Annotated in this window: 17 protein-coding genes, 1 tRNA gene and 1 pseudogene; 6 read left to right on the top strand and 13 right to left on the bottom strand. The window is 53.1% G+C overall.

From position 1 onward, the window contains the following. Window positions 1-4: 4 nt before the first annotated feature. From druD to ACFFT4_RS12365, 3 genes are all read right to left on the bottom strand, one after another. On the bottom strand, window positions 5-940 hold the full coding sequence (druD, locus tag ACFFT4_RS12375; RefSeq protein WP_378048032.1) for a Druantia-type antiviral defence protein DruD: 936 nt from the start codon (window positions 938-940) through the stop codon (window positions 5-7). A gap of 134 nt (window positions 941-1,074) precedes the next feature. Continuing rightward, on the bottom strand, window positions 1,075-2,916 hold the full coding sequence (locus ACFFT4_RS12370; RefSeq protein WP_378048031.1) for a hypothetical protein: 1,842 nt from the start codon (window positions 2,914-2,916) through the stop codon (window positions 1,075-1,077). A 5-nt stretch (window positions 2,917-2,921) separates the two neighbouring features. Then, window positions 2,922-4,619 carry a competence protein CoiA family protein gene (locus ACFFT4_RS12365; RefSeq protein ID WP_378048029.1) on the bottom strand — a complete coding sequence of 566 codons (1,698 nt, stop codon included), beginning with the start codon at window positions 4,617-4,619 and terminating at the stop codon, window positions 2,922-2,924. A 440-nt stretch (window positions 4,620-5,059) separates the two neighbouring features. Between ACFFT4_RS12365 and ACFFT4_RS12360 the strand changes: the two are divergent. The 3 genes and pseudogenes from ACFFT4_RS12360 (at window position 5,060) to ACFFT4_RS12350 (ending at window position 6,839) form a co-directional block, all read left to right on the top strand. Next, window positions 5,060-6,100, top strand: a pseudogene (locus ACFFT4_RS12360) (IS630 family transposase). Window positions 6,101-6,346: 246 nt separating this feature from the next. Next, a complete protein-coding gene (locus ACFFT4_RS12355; protein WP_378048027.1) occupies window positions 6,347-6,607 on the top strand; it encodes a hypothetical protein in 261 nt (86 codons plus the stop codon). Then, window positions 6,588-6,839 (top strand): hypothetical protein, encoded by a 252-nt coding sequence (locus tag ACFFT4_RS12350; protein ID WP_378048025.1) that lies wholly within the window; start codon window positions 6,588-6,590, stop codon window positions 6,837-6,839. The genes ACFFT4_RS12355 and ACFFT4_RS12350 overlap by 20 nt, the downstream gene beginning before the upstream one ends. A 320-nt stretch (window positions 6,840-7,159) precedes the next feature. Here the strand turns inward: ACFFT4_RS12350 and ACFFT4_RS12345 are convergent. From ACFFT4_RS12345 to ACFFT4_RS12325, 5 genes are all read right to left on the bottom strand, one after another. After that, window positions 7,160-7,246 (bottom strand) — tRNA-Leu (locus tag ACFFT4_RS12345). Window positions 7,247-7,349: 103 nt separating this feature from the next. Further along, window positions 7,350-7,511, bottom strand: a complete 162-nt coding sequence (locus ACFFT4_RS12340; RefSeq protein WP_378048023.1) for a hypothetical protein — start codon at window positions 7,509-7,511, stop codon at window positions 7,350-7,352. A 114-nt stretch (window positions 7,512-7,625) separates the two neighbouring features. After that, window positions 7,626-8,594 (bottom strand): NAD(P)-dependent alcohol dehydrogenase, encoded by a 969-nt coding sequence (locus ACFFT4_RS12335; protein WP_378048021.1) that lies wholly within the window; start codon window positions 8,592-8,594, stop codon window positions 7,626-7,628. A 98-nt stretch (window positions 8,595-8,692) separates the two neighbouring features. Continuing rightward, window positions 8,693-11,221, bottom strand: a complete 2,529-nt coding sequence (locus ACFFT4_RS12330; RefSeq protein ID WP_378048019.1) for a winged helix-turn-helix domain-containing protein — start codon at window positions 11,219-11,221, stop codon at window positions 8,693-8,695. 130 nt (window positions 11,222-11,351) lie between these two features. Beyond that, complete coding sequence (locus ACFFT4_RS12325; protein WP_378048017.1) at window positions 11,352-12,239, bottom strand: helix-turn-helix domain-containing protein; 888 nt, start codon at window positions 12,237-12,239, stop codon at window positions 11,352-11,354. A 158-nt stretch (window positions 12,240-12,397) separates the two neighbouring features. On the opposite strand from ACFFT4_RS12325, the gene ACFFT4_RS12320 reads away from it, so the two are divergent. Then, complete coding sequence (locus ACFFT4_RS12320) at window positions 12,398-13,234, top strand: phytanoyl-CoA dioxygenase family protein (protein ID WP_378048015.1); 837 nt, start codon at window positions 12,398-12,400, stop codon at window positions 13,232-13,234. Between the two features lie 546 nt (window positions 13,235-13,780). On the opposite strand, the gene ACFFT4_RS12315 is transcribed toward ACFFT4_RS12320, so the two are convergent. The 5 genes from ACFFT4_RS12315 to ACFFT4_RS12295 all read right to left on the bottom strand — a co-directional run bounded on the left by ACFFT4_RS12315 (window position 13,781) and on the right by ACFFT4_RS12295 (window position 20,876). After that, window positions 13,781-15,817: an MGH1-like glycoside hydrolase domain-containing protein gene (locus ACFFT4_RS12315; protein WP_378048013.1), complete on the bottom strand. Its 2,037-nt coding sequence runs from the start codon at window positions 15,815-15,817 to the stop codon at window positions 13,781-13,783. A 36-nt stretch (window positions 15,818-15,853) separates the two neighbouring features. Next, window positions 15,854-16,741: a carbohydrate ABC transporter permease gene (locus tag ACFFT4_RS12310; RefSeq protein ID WP_378048011.1), complete on the bottom strand. Its 888-nt coding sequence runs from the start codon at window positions 16,739-16,741 to the stop codon at window positions 15,854-15,856. Window positions 16,742-16,756: 15 nt separating this feature from the next. Further along, the gene (locus tag ACFFT4_RS12305) at window positions 16,757-17,692 is read right to left on the bottom strand and encodes an ABC transporter permease (protein WP_378048009.1); all 936 of its coding nucleotides are present in this window, start codon (window positions 17,690-17,692) and stop codon (window positions 16,757-16,759) included. 85 nt (window positions 17,693-17,777) lie between these two features. After that, window positions 17,778-19,301: an ABC transporter substrate-binding protein gene (locus tag ACFFT4_RS12300; RefSeq protein ID WP_378048008.1), complete on the bottom strand. Its 1,524-nt coding sequence runs from the start codon at window positions 19,299-19,301 to the stop codon at window positions 17,778-17,780. Window positions 19,302-19,448: 147 nt separating this feature from the next. Next, window positions 19,449-20,876 carry an ABC transporter substrate-binding protein gene (locus tag ACFFT4_RS12295; RefSeq protein WP_378048006.1) on the bottom strand — a complete coding sequence of 476 codons (1,428 nt, stop codon included), beginning with the start codon at window positions 20,874-20,876 and terminating at the stop codon, window positions 19,449-19,451. A 76-nt stretch (window positions 20,877-20,952) separates the two neighbouring features. Between ACFFT4_RS12295 and ACFFT4_RS12290 the strand changes: the two genes are divergently transcribed. Together ACFFT4_RS12290 and ACFFT4_RS12285 are read left to right on the top strand one after the other, a co-directional pair. Then, entirely contained in the window at window positions 20,953-22,773 is a 1,821-nt protein-coding gene (locus ACFFT4_RS12290) for a cache domain-containing sensor histidine kinase (protein ID WP_378048005.1), read from the top strand. Then, entirely contained in the window at window positions 22,766-24,385 is a 1,620-nt protein-coding gene (locus tag ACFFT4_RS12285; protein ID WP_378048003.1) for a response regulator, read from the top strand. The genes ACFFT4_RS12290 and ACFFT4_RS12285 overlap by 8 nt, the downstream gene beginning before the upstream one ends. The last annotated feature ends 46 nt before the right edge of the window (window positions 24,386-24,431 follow it).

The raw sequence follows: 24,431 nt of genomic DNA, 5'->3' as shown, positions 1-24,431 counted from the left end.
TTAGTCACTCCTTCTGTTCAAGAAATCTATAGCCGTACGATTTTATTAATTGTTCAATATGATTTTGGAATTGTTCCGGGACATAATATTCAAATGCATTTTTCTTAAAAGAAAAGATCAAAACATGACTTTCAATAGCTTTTGGAATAGGGGGAACTACTTTCAAATAGAAATTATTCCATTGTGCCTTTGGAGATGAGCCATGATATACGAGAAGTCCAAGCATCAACCAACGAACTGTTTCTTTATCTGTGATCGTTCGTTCTCTTGCTAACCGTCCACGTTTGAATTCCCCTAGAAAGTAACGGGTTGACCCAGTTGTCTTGCAAAGCCAAGCCCCCGATTCTTGTTGCGCAAGAATTAAATTGGGGGGTATCCAAGAATAACGGTCGCGATTCCCGAGTTGCCGAGAGGTATTGTATACTTCAAACTCCTCGAAATCTTGAACGCTTTGGCTACCAGACGAGGACAACAGTCCAATTTGTTTAATTATCCACTCCTCTAAATTCTCAGGAATCCACCCCAGCCAGTTAGAATAGTCCTGCCACCACGCACCATCTTCCTTTATCGAATCAGGTATTTTTTGATTTTCAATTATCCTTCCATGTCCAGCAATTCTAACATCAGCTAAAAAGTGCTGGATTGCTTCAGTTGAGAGCCCTCCAATAATTGCTGTATACTGACTTCCCAATAGTTTCACTAGTCGCAATGGAGCAGGAAAATAATATCCATTAGGCAATCGAATGGTATCACCAAGTTGTATCAGACTATTTCGAACTGGGCTTATAACATCATTGACGTTTTGCGGGCTATCACCATCATTATTTTGCTTTAACTCAGGCCATATTGAGTCAAGATATTTATTCAAAACGTTTTTCAGTCTGCGAAAATGAACTGGGTTTACGCGCTCTTCTTCACCATCTATAGCCAGTTCGTACAAGAGATGCCTCCAATACTCTGCCAAAAAAATTTCTCTTTGAAACTCAACATTTTCAGGAACTATGACAATCTTATTCGAAAAGATCAGATCTATAATATCCTTTTGGTTTAACAATCGTGGGATGTTCAAGTTCATTACACTTCCGCTGTCATATTTTTTATGAGTGCTTTACTTCGCTCATCTAGTTCGACTTCATCAAATAACTGTTCCACATGATCTGGTAATTGCAGCATCGTCATTGGTATTAGCCACCCAAAATTAACGGATGTAAAATCGAAAGAGGGATTTATTTCGATCATTGTTTTGTATGTGACAGCTAAAGTTTTACGCCAAAGTACACTACCATGTTCAATTATTCCATTGGGCAATAAATCTTCCAATTCTAGGTAGTCATTTATTTCTATCTCACTTCTTGTTAATAGACAAGGGTCAATCTCTCCAGGTATGGACGGAGTTGTACTCTTATAGCTCCATCCGAGATAATCAGTATTAAATACAGGACCGATATCCAGAAGTTCCTTACTCAGCCCTAAAACTGAAGCCCCCTCTAACAGAGTAGCCAAGAAAATTATCGGCACATATTCTTTTCGCAGTCCTACTATGCGTTCAGAAATATACTTTTTCAAATGTGAACCATATATTTCGAATGCAGAGCGATTAATACCATCAAAAATAACGACAAGAGGAAGACCACTTGCTCTGGTCTCATTTAGCCAAGATTCAATTCGTTCTTCAGAAACAAGCTCTCCTGTTTTACCAATCGGAACTTTTATTATTTTGATAGCATGACTACTTAAACTGGCGGCACAATATTCAGCAACTATCATGCTCATCGAACCACTGAACATAACAAATTGATTAGACAAGACTGCACAAAGTACTTCAAAAGAAACTGACTTCGCATCAGCTAATTTGATCCCCAGCCTGTTAAAGTTATTTTTCAAATGTGATGCTATACTCTCTATACTTGAGAGTTTGGTCGGTTCTCCTTGGAAAACGATGTTTCTTTCAATAAACGAATCTACTTTCTCGGTTGCCGCGGCATGTTGAATATCTCTCATTCCCCATGCTTTATTTGTTATATCTTCATTCGAATTAATTTCGTTGAGAGAAATTTCAAGTCGCGAATAATTTGAACTTAGATCATTAAAATATCGCTCGTGTTCATTGGTTCTTTCAACCAAAGACTCTAATTGCTTCTTAAAATGTTCATTATTAGATACTAAGCTAGGTATTAAATTCGAAAGTACATCCATTTCATCGTTTAAAGTTGCTGTCTTATTTCCAATAAATTTGAATTCATTGGAAATTTGAGCGATCTCATTTTGTACTTCGGTGACCTCCTCGATCTCCCGCCGAATTTCAGCAATACTGCTATTTAACATCGATAGATTTCCTTGAGTTGTTTCGAAAAACATCTTATACAAATCTTCTTGATTTTTGAAGTTTGTTCCCATCTGCTCTTCCAGAGCGTCTAATCTATTCTGCAGTTTCCTGTAATGTTGTGTGGGAGCCAGAGTAACCAGCCATAATGTTTCCATATCTATATAGAAAGGGCTAAACTTCAACCAAGATCTTATAAGTTCTTGAGTTATTTCACCGGATACAATGCTTCTTAAAACACGCGAACTTTCTTCTGGATCCTTCATCATCTTTTCAATTACATCCTCAAGTTCCTCACCCGTTCGGAAACTCAACAATTTTCTGAATTGATCGTTTGAAGCTGTCCATGACAACCATATTTTCGAAAAAATGCCCCACTCTGCTTCGTTCCACCGATTCATTCTTCTAAAAAACAAATTAAGACGATAATCCGTGTCCTTTCCTTCTCGAAAGCCATTTTGTTTCGGTAACCTTTTTATTGCACTTAATCGAATCGCCGATGGCATTTGATAAAAAAACTCTTTGAGTTCCTCCAGCGAGTAACCTACGATCACTTTCCGTCTATCTTCCGGGTATTGAATGATTTTCATCATTTTAATCAGTCCCAACTTAAATCGTATTGTTTAACAGTCATTGCTCCCAAATATTCGTGTATACTCGATCTAACATAAGGGAGCATCGAAATTGGGATTAAATGAACTCTCAAAAGTTTTTGTAAAAGCGCTTGATCTTGATAATCCAAGTTATGAGTTTTAAATTCATATGCTTTTTTATCAATCTCCAATTGAACCATGACTTCTTCATGTTTATTTTGTGACTGCAACATTGAGATGATCCACTTCATTTGTTTGCGCCATTTGGGCCTCATAGATAATCTTTTTTCATCAGTCAAATCAATGGGTGAAATGTCCAATTTTCCAAAACCACCTGCATCGATATAAACACACTGGCTGTCCTGTCTTAATAACTCATTTAGCAATGAAGCTTTTTTTTCAAAAGATTCCACACCATCTGTCTTTACTATCCACTCTACTGATTGATTGCCGCTAACCTTTATTTTTAAATCTACGCCGTCCGGCAAGTCTATGTCAGTTAATCTAAGTTTGTTTAATTGCATTTTTTTGAAGAATTTTTTAGCATCTGCACTGTGTAAGCTACACGATTCTTCACAACCAACTTTGTTAATTCCTCGAAATACAACACCCTTGATTTTCTGGATATTCTTTGTACTATCTATGCATATTAGCCTCAAAGCCCTATCTACATCATCATCTAGCCAAATATCAGTTTTCCCTAAGGGGAGCTTTCCGATTGATAGCAATATCGGATTTTCACCATTTCCTAGATGACGTATCCTTTTTTTATCTTCCAAACTCCCAATGGAAATCTCTGACCATCTTTTTGAGCCCCCTTGACCTACGATAGCAATTACCACATCTGTAGTCGGGGATATTACATTTGCTTCTTGGTCGTTCTGGCGTTCTGGAATTGGTGTTACTAATTTTATTTCTGGTAAAGAGTATACAGTGCTTCTACTTAAATATTTTTCAACCCACTGCTCCACATAGTTATCATAAAAATCTGGCAGTTTCAATAATACTCCCGACCAATTCCCTTGATCTTGCAGTTTTGAAAAGGCTAAGTTCACTGGCAAGTTCTGAAGAAGTCTCATCGTATTATTACTCCATACCAGAACATAGGACATCCCCCATTGTAACGGTTGATTTTCTGTCACCCTTCGACCACTTAATCGAGAATAGTGAAATATCGTAGGGATTATATCATCTAATCCTCTCACAGGCTGCTCAAGTCGTCTTTTCCATTCGGCATCAATTTGTCCATTAATCAATATCCTGTAATCATGCGATTGTAATCGGATACGAACTCGCTTTCCATTTGTTTGTATCGAATTGAGCGGTACTGTTCTCTCACCTTCCCAAGCAAAAGGAATTTTAAGAGAGACGTTTCCATTATTCTGTCCTAATGTAAAGGGAATCTTTATATCTAGCGTCCACCGTTTCTCTATTACATTTATGTAAAGTTCTAAAAATTTTTTAATTGGAATGTCTTCTGGCTTATTTCCCTCAACTTGGCTTGCATAAATTACTGGGGGAATGTATAGCTCACAATTTATATTGGTCTGCCCCGAGACATGTGCAAAATGAGGAATCCGTTTCTTACCTTTCCTTAGAAAAGCATCTTTCTTACATCGAGGACAAAGATAACTTTTTCCTTTATTTGCATTTGGTGACGATGCATGGACATGTTGTTTATTAGCGTCTAAAGCCCATTCCATCACATCACACCTCACTCTAAAAATAAGTCTTCGTACCTAAAATAAATTAATTCGACAGCAATTGGTGCATCCCTCCATAATTAGAAAAATAACTCCATATAATTGCAAGAGGTTCCCCTTCTGCACTTAAATATTTGGATCCAGCAACAACGTCTTTGTCTCATAGATCGACAAAAAACTTCAGCCTCAGTGAATGATTTTTCTAGGAGATTTCTGAAGACGAAAGACAACGATAGCAGCGGCTTTTGACCTACATTCAGAGGATGTTTAGGTAGTATGAGATGCCGTTTGCGGAAATACCGACTATCCATTTAGGAGCAAACGAAGTATTTTGAATGCTATATAAGTTGAATCAAAATACTTAGCAATTTACAACGAGGAAAAACGAACCATTTGTCGAAAGAAAAATAGATCGAGAATCCGACAAAGTGGGGCGTACGATGGATCAGCTTACAGAACTAGAAACCGTAACGAAAGCGATGAAACAAGCCAAGGAACGCCGAATGTATGAACGATATCAAGCGATCTATTTGCATTTGAAAGGGAACTCCATGACGGCGATTGCCGACATTTTGGATCGAAACCGAATGACGGTGAGCAGTTATATTCATGCCTACGAAAACGGTGGACTGGCAGCCCTGCAACTTAGGCATTCATCAGGTGCCCCGACTCGAATGACGAAAGAACAACAGGAACAGTTGAAACATACCGTCGCTTTCAGGGTTCCTCATGAAGTCGGATTTGTAGCCAAGCACAATTGGACGCTTGAACTCATTGCCGGATACGTGGAGTGCGAATGGGGACATTCGTACTCGCTTCGCGGCATGTCCAAGGTTCATGGAACGACTGGGGCTCAGTTATACGAAACCAACCTACACGCTCACTGCCGCCGATCCTCAGAAGCAATGTCAGTTCAGCGAAACCACCTTTCCCGAACTGAAAAAAAGCTATTGAACGAGGAAATCGATCACTTGCTATTCGAAGATGAATCAATGATCCGAGATTAGCAAGCCATTCAGAAAACCTGGTTTCTTCGAGGTAAACAGCGCATCATTCCCACCACAGGTAAGCATCGCGGAGTCAAGCTTTTGGCGACTGTTGACTATGAAACCGGGCAAATCGTCTGGCAAGAAGATGAAGCCTATACGGCAGAGACCTTTCTTACCTTCTTGCAAAAAGTCCTTGTGGCTTATCCAACGGGGAAATTGGTTCTCGTGTTGGATAATGCGCGAATTCATCATGCCAAGCTACTTGGTTCCTTTCTGGAAGAGCAAAAGAATCGGCTTGAACTTGTGTTTTTACCGCCATACAGCCCCCAGTTCAATATCGTAGAAGGGCTCTGGAAGTGGCTCAAATCCAGTGTGATCAATAATGTGTTTTATGCCACTGTTTCTGAAATTCGTCTGCGTGTTGGGCAGTTTATGAATGAAATCATGAAGCATCCTCACGCCATTATTGACCGTTTGTGTATTCGGCTTTGAGTGATAATTTCTTTTGTTCAACTTATATAGATCCGCCGCGCTAAAACCTGAATCTTGATATTGGAGCTCAATGCTCACTCTATATAGGTGTTTATCGACTGCAAACCAAATCGGGACGAGGGATTTCAGCCGATCGACCTAGTTTTTTGTGATGCTTTCGAGGAGTAGCCGGACAAAATCAATTGAGTGGCACGTCCAGTAGTCAAATGTTATGATCAAATTATCAAATGCTCGGAGGTGTTAGCCATGCAATGGTACGAGGTTAGACAGTTGTATCCCGATCGCTTCGTAAAGTTTCAAATTCTCAAATCCCATATTGAAAATCAGGTCAGATACGTTGAGGATGTCGCTGTCATTCAAGCTTTTGACGATGAGCAGACCGCAACCAGAGAACTCGTTCGCTCGAAAGACGATGTGCTTGTCTACCACACAGGCAAAGAAAAAATCGAAATCGAAATCAAGCCGCTATTCGGGTTCAGAGGAAGCAATGATAAATATCGTGTATAGGGACGGTCTGTTGTTCACTTCAATAGAAATTGAGTTTAGAGGCTCCCGGAAAATCATTGACAATATCGTCATCGACACGGGCGCTGCGGAAACGATTCTTTCGCCCGACGTGGTCGAAGATATCGGCTTGTTTGCCGTGTCTGACGACTATGTGCATTCCTTCTACGGTGTCGGCGGCAGTCTGCACAACTTTTTCTTTAAAGGAAATAAAATTGGACTTTGGTCTGATTGATCCTCATGGTCGTATTAATGGTCTTCTTGGTTTGGATATTTTGCTCAAGTTGAATGCAATTGTCGATTTAAAGAAATTTGCTTTATTGCTTGATGACATTGACCAAGGCACCGCTTGAATCATATCCGTTTTTATTCAGACTTCATCGTTGCCAGTGGAGCACGAAAATTCTATTATTTCACGAAAAAATTGACGGTAATTCCAAAACCAAGTGAGATTAGTCATTAATGAAAACAAAGTTTGGGTCTGTTTTTCCACTATCAGTTCTGCAAATGGAACAAAATAAAAAACCCTTCCGAAGAAGGGCTTGTTTGCAGGTATGGTGCGGTCAAGAGGACTCGAACCTCCACGGTATTGCTACCACTGGCACCTGAAGCCAGCGCGTCTGCCAATTCCGCCATGACCGCATGTGATGCCTGTTATTCGGCGTCAACATTTAATATCCTACCACGTATCCCCATATCGGGTCAAGCACTTTTTTTGAAGGCCGCCCCGTCCCGGTTTTCCGGCTTATTTCATGCGTGCAATGCCGACGATACCGAGAATAATGCCCGCGAATCCGACGATGGAGAAGACGATTTTCAGCCATAGCAGCGGAAAGGCGATGGAGAATCCCAGGCCCAGCAATCCGATGACAAGAAACATGACGGGAGCGTTGGAGCGTTTATTCAATGCGATGACTCCTTTTCGTTCTGCGCGTGTTGGGTTTGCCTCCATTATAGCACTTCGGACCGGCATCCCATAGGAAAGCCCCGCATTTCCGGCAGAAAATGCGAGGCCGATCGTTTAAGGCTCGATGGCGATAACGACGTTGCCCTTCTTGCGCCCCGTATCTACGTAACGGTGAGCTTCCGCGATCTGCTCCATCGGATAGCGCCGGTCGATGACCGGCCGGAGCGCCCCGGCTTCGCAGAGCTGCCGAATGTAGGCCAGATTGTCCTTGTTCTGCATAAGCCCCGCGGCAGCAAACATCGCCTTGCGTCCGCCGAACGCGGCCGTGCTCAGCATATGATATAGAATGGACAACGACGGAACGGTGGTCAGATAAATCCCTTTGGCCGTCAACGCGCGTTTGCATTGCCTGTAAGATCGCTTGCCGACTGCGTCGAAAATAACGTCGTACGTGTGACCGCTTGCGGCGAAATCCTCTTTGCCGTAATCCACGACCCGATCTGCTCCCATGGCTCTGACCAGCTCGGCGTTGCCGGCGCTGCAGACTCCCGTAACCTCGGCCCCGTAATGCTTGGCCAGTTGCACCGCATAGATGCCGACCGCCCCTGACGCCCCGTTAATGAGCACCTTCTGCCCTCGCCCAACCTTGGCCTTGTCTCTCAGAAAGGTCAGCGCGGTAAGCCCGCCATCGCAGACGGCGACCGCCTCCTCGTAGGTGAACGCCGCAGGTTTCACGGCAAGCGGAGCCGCCTCCGGCAGGCATTTGTATTCGGCATAGGCGCCGAACGTTTTGGCGCTTAAGCCGAAGACATGGTCTCCGGTCTTGAACCCGGACACGTCGGCTCCGACCGCCTCCACCTCTCCCGCCAGCTCGGTGCCGAGAATCGGATATTTCGGCTTCCTGAAGCCGTACATGAAGCGGATCAGGACGGGATCGCTTTTGCGAAACGCGCAGTCCGACGGTCCTACGCTGGTCGCGCGAACCCGGATTCTGACCTCGTTGCTTTTGGGAACGGGCTTCTCCGTCTCTTGCAGCTCAAGAACGTCCGGCGAGCCGTACCTCGTACATACGACGGCTTTCATCTTCAGCACCTCCTGGCATCCGTTAACGACGAATGGCTGTCGTTCGTAGTATACCAGCGGAACAGCGCTCTCTTGCAGCTACTTTAGTATCGTTCCGATTATAAAAGCCCCAGCTCCCGCGCGCGGGCGACCGCTTCGGTGCGTCTTCGAACGTGCAGCTTGTCGAAAATATTGCGGTTATGCCCCTTCACACTGCTAAGCGCCAGGAACAGCCTCTCCCCGATCTCCTGATTCGAAAAGCCTTGCTCCACCAGCCGCAGCACTTCCAGCTCCCGTTCGCTCAGCGGTTCGATCAAAGCCTGAGCCGCGGGGAGAGCGGACCGGAACGCGCCCAGCAGCTTGGCGATATAGCCCCGTTTGATCCCCCGGCTGTGCGCCTCGATCAGCAAACGCCTCATCGGCTCGCCTTCATCGACGAAAATCCGCACGAAGCCGCCCGGCTCGGCCAGCGCCAGCGCGTCTCGCAGCCGATTCAAGGCTTGCTTCCCGTCCCCCGCAGCTTGCCGGGCAAGCGCCTCGAGAATCGTCGCCCGCAGCCGTTCGTCCTCCCGGTTCTCTTCCTTGGCCCGTTCGCCCAGCGTCTCCAACAGGTCCAATGCGGCGGACCATTCGCCTTGAGCCAGGCAGATACGCGCTTGGCTGAGCGGCAGCTCGTACGGGCGAACCCGCTCGGCCGCGGCCTCCGCGTCTCCTTCGCTTAGCAGCAGCTCGGCTTGGACCGCAGCTATCTCGGGCAGACGATGCGCGAAGCCGTGCTGCCGCGCAAGCAGCTCCGCCCTCGCCGCTGCCGCCGCAGCGCCTCCCCGATCCCCCTCGGCCCGCCTCAAACGAGCGAGAAACAACTCGCAAGCCAGCGCCCTGTCGGTGCTCTCGAGCAGCGGCGCGAACCGGGCACTCTCCTGCCCATGCTGTCGGGCGGCCTCCAGGTCGTTCCGTTCATAGCCGATGCGGGCAAGCCCCAGATGGGCCTCGCAGACGGCGGGAAGCGGAGCGTCTCCGACCCGCCGCAGCACATCCCGATACGAGGTCTCCGCCAGCTCCAGCCGATTGTCCGTCTCCTGTATGTTGCCGAGGCCGATCGCCGACATGACGCCCACAATATAATGGCCGATTCTGTCGCTGACGGCCAAAGCCTCGGCATAGGCCCGGCCGGCAGCGGCGCGTTCTCCGCGCAGATGGCAGGCGTAGCCCAGCGCCCAGGTCGTGGCGGTTCGGACCGGCAGATTGTCGGGATGCAGATATGCCAGAGCGCGGCGAGATTGCTTCGCGATTTCGTCCGCCTGATGCCGGGCAACGGCCAGCGTGGCCCGAATCGAGGCGATATGCCCGATCAGATCGCGGCCGCGCTCGTCCGGAGTCGCCCCCGCTATAGCGGCTTCGGCGGCTTGCAGCCGCGGCTCGACGTCGGCCATCCGGCCGACAAACAGCAGCGCCGACGCATGCAGGACCAGCAGCGAAGGCCGGGTGTTCAGCTCCCGCTTCGGCAGCGAGTTCAGCCATTCCAGCACCGGCATCGCCGCGCCCCGGAACAGCAAGGGCATCCCGCTGCCTTCGATCAGACGGGCGGCACGATCGATGTCTCCGGCTGCCGCGGCATAGCGGAAAGCTTCCAGCTCGTCGCCGTTGTTCTCGTGCCAGACGCTGGCGCGCACGCGCAGCTCCGCCGCATCCGGGCCTTGCTGCCTTCGGCGCAGCAAATCCGCGAACAGATGATGATAGCGATACCACCGCCGCTCGTCGTCGAGCGGCACGATAAACAAATTGGCCCGCTCCAGCTCCTGCAGCATCGTTTGCCCATCCGGCTCGTCCCCCTTCACGTCCAGAACGGCGTCGCACAGCGGGCCGCACATGCGCTCCAATACGGAGGTTTGCAGCAGGAAGCTCTTCACGGAGTCCGGCTGCCGTCGCAAAACTTCTTCTATTAAATAGTCGACGACGTAAGGATGGGTCCCGTTAAAGGTCCGGACGAAGCCGTCGACGTCCTGCCGGTCCCGCATCGAGATCGCGGCCAACTGAAGCCCGGCAGCCCAGCCTTCGGTGCGGGCTTCGAGCGCGGCCGCGTTGTCCGGCGACAGCTCCAGTCCCATTGTCCGATGCAAGAAACCGCCGGCCTCGGCAGCCGTAAACCGCAAATCCGCCGCGCGAAGCTCCGTTAACTGATCTCGGGCGCGCAGCTTGGCCAGAGAAAAGCCCGGATCTTTTCGGGCAACGATCACAAGATGCATTCGGGAAGGCAGCCGCTCCAGCAGGAATATCATCGCCCTGTCGATCAGCTCGTTTTCAATCACGTGGTAATCGTCAAGGATGAGAATAAAGGGAGGTTCGATCTCCGCCAGTTCATTGATCAGCGGCGTCATGATCGCTTCGATCGGAGGCAGTTGGGGAGCTAGCAGCACGCCAAGCGCGCCTTCCCCCGCATTCGGAGCGACCGTCCTTAAGGCCGCGACGAAATAAGCGAGAAAACGCGCCGGATCGTTATCCCCCTCGTCCAGCGACAGCCAGGCCGCCGGTCTGGAGCATTCGCCAAGCCATTGGGCGGCCAGCGTTGTCTTGCCAAACCCGGCGGCGGCCGATATCAGCGTCAGCTTGCGATGCCGCTGCTGCCCTCCGTTTAATCTCTCGATCAACCGGGGGCGCCGAACCGCCTGCGGCCGATGTGGGGGAATATATAATTTGGTATTTACGATCGGGATCGACATAGCTTCATTATAAAATCGTCCGCTTTAACGCGTCAATCCATCTCCGGGCGGCCGACGGCTACTGAGCCCCCCTCTGCTCGCTCCGATATCGGCCTGGCGGCAAGCCTATTTTGACGCGGAAGCTTTTGGAGAAATGATGAACGTCCGCAAAGCCGCAATAGGCGGCGATCTGTTCCTGGGACAGCTCGGTATTGCGCAGCAGTTCGCAGGCGTGGCTGACGCGCATGTCCAGCAAATACTGGTGCGGCGTAACGCCGTACTGCGCTTTGAACACCGCGTTGAACCTGGAGGGAGACAGATTGGCCTTCCTGGCCATATCTTCGATGCGAATCTCCTGGTCGAGATGCAAGGAGAAGTAAGAGGCAATCCAGTTAAGCGCCTGCTGCAAGACGCCCGGCGACGATCGGTCCGCCTCGTAATCCTCCAGAAGCATAATCGCCAACTCCGTCATCCCGGCCTGCGCGCGCAGCTGCATGACGGGGTCGTGGTACTGCCAGTGCTCGACAACTTGTAAAAAGGTATCGCGAAACTTCGACGGATAACGAAGACGAAGGCGGCATGGCATCTCCGTCTCCAGCAGCTCATCAAGCCGGGGCTGAAGCAGATGGAAGTAGGCGTCCAGAACGGTCTGGCCCGCCCTCGTCGGGAAGCTCGACTCCCGTTCGGGGTTGTAGAATAAGTCAAAATGCGCGAACGGGGTAACCGTATTGCCGAGCCCCTCCAGAACGACCAGGCTGCCTGGTTGAATCAGACAAAACTCTCCCTGCTCGAACGAATAGGCTTTGCCGTCCACCCGGAAGCGGCAGCTTCCATTCTGGATGTAAATCAACAAATAGTCGAGAAGCCGCCTTTCCGCTACGGACCACGGTGAACGAACGGCAAAATCGCATTCGCGGATATAAGGAACAACGGGATTCCTTGCAGTAAAATCGGCAAAGTTACGCATAAGTCCCCCTTGAGCGAACGAATGGCTACAGCTGAATTATACCAGTCATTGGCGTCCGGCATTCAGTTGTTTTTGACAAAAAAATCGAAGGGTTATACAAAGCAATTCCCCCTTGCCTGCGATACAATCAGAACAAAATTACAGATGGAGGCATGACAATGACCAAACCAGTCGAAGCATCGTCCGAACTGAACTCGGAATATCTCCTTACGGAACAGCAGCTTGCAGGCTATCGGGAGGACGGGCACATTTACTTAAAGAACGTTGCCACCCAGGAAGAAATCGCCGAATACGAGCCCGTCATCACGGACTGGGTCTTAAAGCTGAATTACCACGACAAGCCGGTATCGGAACGCGACACTTACGGTAAAGCCTTCATCCAGATCGGCAATCTGTGGGAGAAAAGCGAAGACTGCAGACGGTTCACGCTGGCCCGGCGCTTCGCCAAAATCGCCGCCGACTTGATGGGCGTAGACGGCGTGCGCATCTATCACGATCAGGCGCTGTTCAAAGAGCCGGGCGGCGGCCATACGCCGTGGCATCAGGATCAGATTTACTGGCCGCTCGATACGGACAACACGATTACAATGTGGATGCCGCTGGTCCCGATTCCCCAAGATGTCGGCACGATGACGTTCGCGTCCGGCACTCACAAGCTCGGTTATGTCAGCAAGCAAGGGATTTCCGACGAGTCTCATAAAACGTTGGGCCAATACATCGAAGCCAAGCAATTTCCGACGGTAAGCTACGGCGCAATGGCCGCCGGCGACGCCACGTTCCATGCCGGCTGGACGATGCACTGCGCGCCCGGCAATCCGACCGACAGCATGCGCAAGGTGATGACGGTCATCTACGTCGCCGACGGCAGCCGCGTCGCGGAGCCCGACAGCAAAGCCAGAGAAAGCGACCTGCGGAACTGGCTGCCCGGCTGCAAGCCCGGCGACCTTGCCGCCAGCCCGCTGAACCCGCTGGTCTATAGTAGAAACGCCAAATAATTCGCATGAAAAATGCGGCGCCTCGCCCCCAATTCGGAGCAGGCACCGCATTTTATTCTATTGCCGACCGATTCGCAAACCCATTCGCTCAGCCGACCACCTCTAACGGACTGTTACTCCGGAGCTTTCGCCGATGTCCGGCCCGTTAGCGGTCCAGCAGACCGCTAATCCGGCGTTCCTCCGATATTCGGCCCGTTAACGGTCCAGGAGACCGCTAATCCGACGTTTCCTCCGATATTCGGCCCGTTAGCGGTCCAACAGACCGCTAATCCGACGTTCCTCCGATATTCGGCCCGTTAACGGTCCAGCAGACCGCTAATCCGACGTTCCCCCGATATTCGGCCCGTTAACGGTCCAGCAGACCGCTAACCCGGCGTTCCTCCGATATTCGGCCCGTTAACGGTCCAGCAGACCGCTAATCCGGCGTTTCTCCGATATTCGGCCCGCTAACGGTCCAGCAGACCGCTAATCCGGCGTATCCCGACGTCCGGCCCCCGGTCCGTTAACGACCCGCTGCCCGCTATCCGATCGGAGGCCCACAGCGTCTTAAGTCGCCGAGCCGCCGTCAATCGTCACGAGATCGGGCGCGCCCTCGTAGATCGTCCGGCCGTCGCAGCTGACGCTGCAAAATCCGGGCCGCATATGAACGTCGATCCGCCGTCCGCGGAAGAGGTACCCGAGCAGCGAGACGTTCCCCTCCTCCGGCGGCTGCGGGAATACGTGCAGGCTGCCGTCCAGCTGCGGCTGAATGCCGGCCATCCCGAAGACGACGGCCTGTGCGCCGGACATGCCAGCGATGTTGTTGGCCCGCTTGTGAGCGGGAGCCATCGGCCGGTCGCAGTAATGCTCCTGCGGGAAATACGGCAGATGGGCCCCCATCCAGAAATGGCGTCTGTACACGTCCCAGGCCAGCCCGGAATGTCCGGCCCCCCACAGCGTCTGCGCCAAAATCGCGCCCTCGCCGGCAAAGCTCCCGCTCCCCGACCAGTCCGGGTCGTTCAGCTCGTAATGCAGCTCGTCCTCCGCGGAGATGCTCGACACCCCGCACGAGCCGAGGAACGCGCCGTCGCGCAGATGCGACAGCAGCGCCGCCTCCATCTCCGGCGTGCACGCGCCCATTCGCAGAGCGTCGTACGCCTGGATCGAGTAGATCACTTCCTTGTGCCCGTCCGGGTACAGGCTGCGGAACCATCCCGCCTCCTCGTCCCATAGCTCCTCCGCGATCGCCTTCCGGATGCGGGCCGCCTTCTCCCTCCACCGGCTCGCTTCATTTAAACCGAGATGCTCCGCCAGGTCGGCCAGCCGATCGTAGCACCAGGCTCTCTCCGCGTTCGGACTGGCCACCGCATGCTCGAATCCGCTGCTGCGCATTTCCAGCAAGTGATGCTGTTTTCCGTAATCCAGCAGTTCGCCGCGATGCTCCAGCCGTTCTTCGTCGACCGCCAGCACCTTGCTCAATACGGGATACAAATCCTCGACAACGCCATGCTGGACAAAAAGCGACCACGCGAAATGGAAAAACGACCACAAGCTATAGGAATAAGCGAAAGGCTCGTGACCCGATCCGTCCGGCGCAAAGCTGATATGCCGATCGATGCCCCCTTCGACCATAAAGCGCAAATACGCCAGCGACTGGTCCGGGCCGAGCAGCAGCGCGAGCATCTGGCCGACATAACCCGCCGCGTCCCAGGGATAGCTGTTGATGCCGCCGCCGTCGATGCCGGATACGGACGGCAGCGGCTGGATTTTGAACTCCGGATGCTCCCACAGGCAGATCAATCCGCTGACCACCGAACGCCGATAATAATCCTCAAGCCCGGGAATGTCCGTCTCCAGACGGGGCAGCGACGCCTCCGCATGCCGGATGCGCCTCGTCCAGGCAGAAGAGGTCCGCTCTTCCCAGTCGGCCAGCCGATCCGGCAAAGTCGGCTCTTGACCGGCAGCGCCCAGCACGACGGCGACTCGGAACGCCGCTTCCTGCCCGGCTTCCACCTCCTGCGCTTCCCCCTCCCGCAGCAGCGTCAGACGCACCGCGTCGGTTTCCCACCGCGTACCCGTATCGTCCAGCGCACGGGCCGGCTCGCCGCCGGTCGGCGGGCTGAAGTTCCAATCGCCAAGCGGAACAAGAGCCATCCGACCCGGCTGCAAGCTCGGCATCAATCGGATCGGCATGCGCCGCCCGCTCCGGTTCGTTACCCGCACGGTCAGGACGAAACCCCCCGCGCCGGTAAGCGGCACAAGCTCGCTGACCACCTTGAACGAATAGAGCCCGCTCTCCTTCAGCCAGTGATACGTGCCGCGGCGGACGATCCGGTCCGGGCGCCAGACGGCGTCCGCGAACAGCAGTCCGCAGTCCTCCTTGCCGCGGTTGCCGGTATCCTCGATCGGAAGTCCGTCGGCCTCGAGCCGCATGTGCAGAGCCAGCTCGCCCGCCGCATAGGGCGGGGAATAACAGCCTTTAACCCCCATAACGGTGCCGTCCAGGGGAGCGGCAACGCTGTATAGACTGGTCGCGCCGATATGGTTGGACGGCGCCACGCTTTTTCGCAAATTAAATGAGTAGAGCTCCAGCAGGTCGTTCATGAAGTCGTTCACTCCTCGATTCTTTATCCCCGAAAATTATCCTTTGACCGCTCCGATCGTCAGTCCTTTCACGAAATACTTCTGAACGAACGGATATACGAATACGATCGGTCCGATCCCGACGATCGCCATCGCCATGCGGACCGTTTCGGTCGGAATTTTGGCCAGCTCCTGGCCCGCGACGCCGGAATTCACCATGCCGGACGTTAAATACTGCACTTGCGTAATAACCTTGTACATCAGATACTGCAGGCTGACCAGCCGATTGTCGCTAATAAACACCATACTGTTGTACCAATCGTTCCAATAGTTCAGCGTCTGGAACAGCCCGATCGTCGCCATCACCGGCAGGGACAGCGGCAGTACGATGCGGGCATAAATGCGAAGCTCGCTCGCTCCGTCGATCTTCGCCGATTCGATCAGCGAATCGGGAATCGTGTTCGAGAAAAAGATGCGCATGATAATAATGTTGAACGGCGCGATGAGCAGCGGGATGATCAGCGCCCACAGCGTATTCTTCAGCCCCGCCGCGGCGTAGGTGAGGTACCAGGGAACCAGTCCGCCGTGAAACAGCATCGTAAAAAAGACGAAGAAAGAGAGCGAATTGCGATACGGCATATCCTTCCGCGAGATCGGATAAGCGAACAGGGACGTCAGAATTAAGCTGATCGCCGTCCCCGCCAGCGTGACCAGGATGGAGATGCCGTAACCGCGAAAGATTTTATCGGAATCCTTAAAAAGAAACTCGTAGGCGTACAGCGAAAATTTCGGCGGAATAATGTTGTAGCCGTGCCGGATAATGGCCAGCTCGTCCGTCAGCGAGACGGAGACGACCAGCAGAACCGGGAACAGGCAGGCGACGGCCAGCGCCCAGAACATGACGTTGAGCAGCACGTTCGAGACGCCCGATATCTGATTTCTCATAACTGTCTCACACCCCTAGAAGAGAGCATTCTCTTTGCTTATTCTGCGCACGGTAAAGTTGGCCAGGAAGACGATAACCAAGCCTACGAGCGCTTGATAGAAGCCGGCCGCCGCCGACATTCCGACATTGCCGTTAAGCAGGAACGAGCGGTAGACGAACGTATCGATGACATTCGTCGTCGGATACAGCGGTCCGCTGTTCAGCGGAACCTGGTAGAACAAGCCGAAATCCGCATTGAAAATCCGTCCGACCTGCAAAATGATCATCACGATAATCACCGGCATCATCAGCGGAACCGTAATTTTCATAATTTGCTTCCATTTCGACGCGCCGTCGATGACCGCCGCCTCGTAATATTCCTGGTCGATGGCGACGATCGAGGCCAGATACACGACCATCGTATACCCTACGCCTTTCCAGAGATTAACCAGGGGCAAAATATAAATCCAATGCTTCGCCTCGCTGTACCAGGATATGGACGACAGCCCGAGCGGCTCCAGAATCGTTTTGTTGATAAACCCCGTGCCGCCGCCAAGAAAAGCGTAAACCAGATAGCTCACGACGACGAAGGAGAGGAAATACGGAAACAGCAGGCTGCTCTGAAACACCTTCGCCATTCGCCGGTTGCGCAGCTCGTTCAAGGCGATCGCCAGGAAGATGGCCACGACCGTGTTCAGGAAAATAAACACCGCATTGTAAAGCACCGTATTGCGCGTGGCGACCCAGGCTTCCTCCGTCTGAAACATATATTTGAAATTTTCCAGCCCGGTCCAGGGGCTCCCCAGAATGCCGCCGTCAAAATTGTAGCTCTTGAACGCCACGATAACGCCGAACATCGGAACATAGTTGTTGAAAATCAGCACGGCCGCCGCCGGCAGCAGCATCAGGAACAAAGCGCGGTATTTGATCACTCTGCGGGCCGCGTGCGTCAAACGCTTTGTGAGGGGCATAGCGTTTCTCTCCTTTTTTATAAAAGGACCGAGATCCACGTTGTCCATGGAACCCGGTCCCCGCTCTTCCTTCCGACGGCTTATCCTAGTTGCCCAAGAACGCGTCGACTTGCTTTTGCTTCTCGGCAATGACTTTGTCCAGGCCGGCCTTCTTCATCTTGTCGATAAACTCCGGCAATTTCACGGCAGGATCGGCAACCCCGGTGAACAGAGCGTCGATATACTGCTCGTAAATGTTGATGATCGCGGCTTCCTCGTTCTTCACCGGCTCCGCGTCGTAGCTGAACCCGAGCAGCGGCGAAGGCGTGGCCGATTCGTTGAACTGCTTGAACTTCTCCCACTTCTGCGGATCTTCGTTATCCCACAGATAGTTGAGGAACTGGTTGCCGAACATCCAGTTGATGCCCGGCGTATAGCCGCTTTCGGCCAAGCCTTCCGGCTGCTTGATCGTGTCGCCCGTCTTCTCGTAATGCACGCCTTCCACGCCGAACACGAGCGTATTCAGAACTTCGGCGTCCGTGTACAGCAGATTGATCAGCATCATGGCCCGTTCCGGATTTTTGGACGTGCGCGAGATCGCGGTCAAGGCGCCGTTCACGTCGCCGTTGCTCGTATAGGTTCCCGTCAGCTCGACCTGAACGTATTCCTGCCCCTGCTGCAGGCTGAATTCCACGTCTTTGCCCGGCTTCAGCTGCTGGTGCTGGGCGAACACCCGGCCCGACTTCGTATAAGGAGTCGCGTCTACCAGCGTTGCCGGATCGTCCTGGAAGTAGCCTTTGCCCTTCCAGTCTCTCAGCAAATCGAGCAGCTCGATCGTCTCTGGCGCTTCGAACTGGTTTACGATCTTCGTATCGCCGTTCTTATAGATGGCGCCCGGAATTTGACCGTTGCCGACCGGCTCGAACGGAAGCAATCCGTTCAGGTTGCGGTTCGCCCACAGCGGAACGATGTCCGGCTCGTTCTCCTTGATCGTCTGCAGCATCGGCTCGATATCCTTGATCGTGTGTACCGTGCTTAGATCAAAGCCGTATTTCTCGACCAGCGCTTTGTTGAGCACGAGCCCGAATTGCTGCGCAAGCTCCTTCTGCACCGGAACGCCGTATATTTTGTCCCCTACCGACGCCGCCGACAAGTAGATCGGGTCGAGGGAATTTTTCAATTCGACGGCATATTCGTCAAGCAGGCCGTTTAACTCGCGGAACGCGCCTTTCGCCACGTTGCCGCTGAAATTATCCCAGCCCGCGGTGAACATCAGATCGAACGGTTCTCCGCCGGACACCATCAGATTGATTTTTTGCGCCCAATCTCCCCAGCCGGTGGCATGAATTTTCACGGTGGCGTTGATCTTATCCTTCAGCAGCTCGTTCAGCCGCTCTTCGACAAGCGCCACGTCCTTCTGTTCGTTGCCCGGATAATAGATGCTCAGCTCCACCGGGTCCAGAACTGGCGCTTCCTCCGTCTCGGCCGCTTGCGAGCCGGCCGGCGTCTCCGAGGCGGCGCTGCTGGCGGCGCCTTGGCTGCCGCTGTTGTCCTTGCTCGAACAACCGGCAATAATAAGTAATGCGCACATCGCGAGCATAAGCAGCTTCATCGTCTTCTTCACTTGCATGTGAAATCTCCCCCCGTGTCCTCGTGTTTGGTTTGCAGGTTCATTATAAAATTGATGCGCCGGGGGCTGAATACAATAATCTACGGAAACTTTCAAAATTCTATCCGTTCTCCCGCCATAACTTCTGCACCCCGTGCGAGGGGCGTTTTATTTCGTATCCTTCACCGGATGACGGGGATCGAAGTCCGGATCGATATAATGCTCCATATTGACCAGACTCCGGTAGACGGCGTTTTCAAGCGATTGGTTATACTGCTCCGTCAGCGTCCGCAAGACGTCCTCCGTCGGCAGCACGCCGAGCAAAATGTCCTTGTACGCTTTGGTCCGCAGACGGTCGTCGGGATTTTTAAGCCCGCTCTGGGTCCGATTCTCCAAAATAAACTTCGGCTCCTTCGGATACGGGGATTCCTCTCCGGCCCGCGGCAGGAAGGCGCCGATCGAATCCAGTCCATCCCGGTACGCCGGATCTTCCGCTATCGCGCCGCTGACCGGAATCGTCTTCCCCTGGCTGAACAGTCCGCCCAAATAGGCGTCGGAATGCAGCTCGTTCCACAGCGCCGCAGCCTCCTCCTTATGCTCCGTATACCTGTGAATCGCAAACGGGGATTGCAGCGCGACCATCAACGCGCCGGCGCCTTGATCCGCCTCGTCGAACAACGGCGGCATCGCCACCCCTGTCGCATTGCCGTGCGCCATGCGGCTGAGCAGCGCATAATCGCGGCTTGTCACGTACATCATCCCGATGTTGCCCTCGGCGAACTGCGTCAACGCCGTATCCATCGTCAGCGAGGTTTCGCCGGGGAACATGCCGCCGTCCTTTTTCAATTCCAACATCGTCTCGAACCAAGGGGTATAACCCGTGAAGTCGTATTGCCCTGCGGCAAAATCGTAATAATAAACCCCGCTGTACGTGCCGCCCATCTCCAGCGCCTGGCGGAACGGATCGTCCTCGCCCGCGGGCAGCGCAAAGCCGTATATCCGATAGCCTGTCCCCGCTTCGGAAATTTGCACCGCGTACCGCTTGAGCTGCTCCAACGTTTCCGGCGGCCGCTCCGGGTCCAGTCCCGCCCGCTCGAACAGCTCCTTGTTGTAAATGAGCCGCAGCGTCAGCATCTCCGAAGGCAGCGCATAGAAGCGGCTGTAATCCTTCGTATAGTCGACGGCCCAGCGCGGATAGGCCGACAGCGTCCGCTCGTCGGCAATATCGGATAAATCGAGCAGCCAGTTTTTGTAGAGATAGGTGGCCAGCCACTCGGTCGAAGCCTGGAACAGGTCGGGCCCTTCGCCGGAGGTCATCAGCATATGGAGCATTTCGTCGTAGCGGTCGCGCGGCAGCTGAATCCGCTCCACGCGCACCCCGGGATGCTCCGCTTCGAACCGCCCGATCAAGCCGTTCAGGGCGTCCGCGTCGACGTCCTCCCGCACCGCCAGCGTTAACGCGACGTCCGGTTCCCGAGCCGCGGCGGTTCCTTCGGATTCCGTCTCCGGACCCCGCTGCACGCAGCCCGCCAATTGCGCGGCCAGCGCCGCCACCGCAAGCCATCTGCACGCTTTCAACAAAACGATCGTTTTCATATCGACATCGCTTCCCTTATAATGTGATCAAGTCCGGTTGTCGAATCGAGACGAGACGACGGAAGGAGGATGGCCGATGCTGCAGAAGCTGGCCCCCTATTTGCTGTTTTACAACATAAGCTTGAAATATCGTCTCCTGCTCTACTTTCTGTTTCTCGTGATTCTGCCGACCTCCATTATTTCGGTGACGATCTACAACGAGTCCAATCGGACGATCAAGGAAAATATTACGACCACGCTGCAGAAAAACCTGGCGACGGCGGAGATGATTCTGCTGAAACGAATCGAGGAAATGGAAGCGATTGCAAATTCGATCTATCTGAATCCGGATATGATCGAGCTGCTGTCGGCGGACCGGCCGCTGGACCAGGTCGGCATCGTCAACGAATTGGCCAATTTGAACAAAATCATGGGCAGCTACGACTTGCCGACCGACTTGACGCGGCAATTTACGCCCCGCCTCTATATGCTGGACAGGCCCGAATACGTTCAGTACAATTTCTCGCGCTACGTCTCCACGATCGGCGACATCGAACGGGAGGCCTGGTACTTCGATCTCCCGCCGAAGGAACGGTATTCCATTATCGCCCTCGATCGTGGAACGACCGAGGGCGACGGCGATTATATGCTGATGCTGGCCAAGCGGCTGTTCGGCCTCCGCAACGCCGCCATTCCCTATGTCGGCCTGCTTACCGTCGAGTCGGACATTCACGAATTCACTAACATTCTTACCCAGATGAAACCGTCTGTCAACAGCACGATCGTTATCCTGGACAAGCAGGCCAACGTCATCGTCAGCACCGACAAGCCGGCGCTTAACGCCGCCGGCTTCGACGCCGAGCCTTACGTTTCCCTGCTCTCGTCGCGCCGTCTCGGGCTCGCCGGCTCCGAGGAAACGACCCTGCAGGGCGAAGCCGCGTTAATGACTTACCGGAGCATCGACTCGCTTGGCTGGACGGTATTGTCCGTCTCTCCGCTTAACGATCTGAACGGGAAGCTCGTGTCGCTCAGGAAGGTCATGTACCTGGTGCTGGCCGTATGCATGGCGCTCGCTTTCCTGATCGCGCTGCTGCTGTCCGGCAATATTACGAATCCGATCCGCAAATTTATCAAGATGATGTCTTACGCGAAGTCGGGCAACTTCGATATTCAAATCCAATACAAGCGCAAGGACGAATTCACCTATTTGTTCAGTCAATACAACAGCATGCTCCAGAAAATCAAGGAGCTGATCGACGAGCTGTACGTCTCCGAGGTGCGCAAAAAGGTGGCCGAGCTGAAGGCGCTCCAGGCGCAGATCAATCCCCATTTTCTGTACAATACGCTCGACTCGATCAACTGGATCGCGCTGCGGCACAAGGTGCCGGAGATCAGCCATATGGTCACCTCGCTGTCCGACTTTTTCCGCTACAGCTTGAGCAAGGGCCGCGACATCATCCCGATCGAAGACGAGCTGCGGCAGGTCGAGAGCTATCTCTCGATTCAGCAGATCCGGTTCAAGGAACGGCTGACGTATTCGATCGAGGTCGAGCCCGAGATTTACGGCCATTATGCCGTGAAGCTGACCCTGCAGCCGCTGGTGGAAAATTCGCTTGTCCACGGCATCGAGAAGAAGCGCGGAGTCGGCGTCATCGCCGTGAAAGCCCGCGTGGTCAACGACTGGATTCACATCGAAATTATCGACAACGGCCCCGGCGCGAACGCCGACGAGCTGAACGCCATGCTGCAGTCCGACGGCGGCCATTCCTTCGGCTTGAACAACGTCAATCAGCGGATCAGACAGGTGTTCGGCGAAGGCTCCGGCCTTCAGTTCAGGAGCAACGAAGGGGAAGGCATCGCCGTTATCGTCAAATTCCCATGTCGAACAACGCTGGAGGGACTGGATCAGCATGCTTAAAATGATTATCGCCGACGATGAATACAACGTACGGGAAGGGCTGAGAGACGTCGTTCCGTGGGAGGAGATGGGCATCGCCGTCGTCGCCGTCGCCTCGGACGGCCCGGAGACGCTGGAGCTGTGCCAATCGCTGAGGCCGGATATTCTGATCACGGATATTCGCATGCCGGTGCTGGATGGCCTGGAAGCGGCCAACCGGCTCCGGGAGCTGGACGCCTCGGTTCGGATCATCATTATCAGCGGCGCGCAGGATTTCAATTACGCCAAGACGGCGGTGAATCTGAACGTCGACGGCTACATCCTCAAGCCGATTAAAGTGAACGAGCTGCAGGATACCGTCCGCAAAGTCGCCGATTCCATTCGGGCGGAGCGTTCGCGCGAGGCCTACACGCATCAGCTGCGGCAGCAGTTGACGGAAAATATGCCGGCGCTGCGCGAGCAGTTTCTGGCCAATCTGACGATGGGCATGTATCGCGACGAGCGGGAGCTGGCGGACAAGCTCGTCTTCTTCGGACTTCCGCTGCAGCGGGTTTCCTCCATGCGCGCCGCCTTGTTCCAGATCGACGATTACGAGCAGGCCGTCGAGCGGTACAGCGAGGAGAACAAGCAGCTGATCCGCTTCTCCGTCAACAACATCATGGAGGAAATCGTCGGCCGCAGCGAAGCGGGCATCGCGTTCTGCCTGAACGAGAACCGGTTTGTCGTCCTGTTCGATCAATCGGGCCGTGAAGCCGGATTTTACTTAAACGTCGTCCAGGAGATCATCGACAGCGTGTCGGCCTATTTGAAGCTGTCGCTGTCGGCCGGAATCGGCAATCCCGTCCAACGTCTGGGCGATCTGCACCGCTCCTATTACGAAGCCGAATCGGCGATCGGATACAAATTTTTCACCGGGAAAAGCTCGATTCTGCACGGCAGCGACTTTAACGAAGGCAGGGTCAACGTGGATTTGGCGAGAATTTACGAGGATCAGAACAAGCTCATTTACTTCATGAAGCTCGGCCGGCGCGAGGAGGTCGCCCACAAAATCCGTTCGATCTTCGAGGCGGTCTGCAAGGACCGCAGCAGCCCGATCGGATACGTGCAGAGCGTCGGCGTCGAGCAGATCAACATGGCTTCGCGGGCTTTTCACGAAGTGGGCGAGAGCATCGAGGCCGTCCTTCCGGATTTCCCCTCGCTGATCGGCGATCTTTACGCGCATCACGACGCCGCGGAGTTGGTCGAGACGATGCAGAAGCTGTTCGACGCCATCACCGCGTTTTTCTGGCAGAAGAACAATCAGAAAAACAGCGGCACGATCAAAAAGATAAAGGACATTATTTCCAAGAAGTACATGGAAAACATAACGGTATCGCGGCTGTCGGAAGAGGTTTATTTGTCGCCCAACTATATCAGCCTGATTTTCAAGCAGGAGACCGGGGAAACGATTACGGAATATGTGACGAAAATCCGCATGGAGGCGGCCAAGGAGCTGCTGCGGGCGCAGGATCTGAAGGTGCTGGAGGTCGCGGAAATGATCGGTTACGACAATGCCGCCTACTTCAGCACCGTGTTCAAAAAATACACGGGCATGCACCCGCAGAAGTATCGTTCTCTGTTTTATGCGGAATAAGGCGGAGGATCGCCGGACGAGCCGTGCTTGGGCTCCCCTGGCGATC

It is taken from the genome of Cohnella cellulosilytica, from assembly GCF_042431195.1.
Taxonomy (GTDB): Bacteria; Bacillota; Bacilli; order Paenibacillales; family Paenibacillaceae; genus Cohnella; species Cohnella cellulosilytica.
Note: the sequence above shows the minus strand (reverse complement) of the source record. Positions and strands in the feature narration are given on the sequence as shown.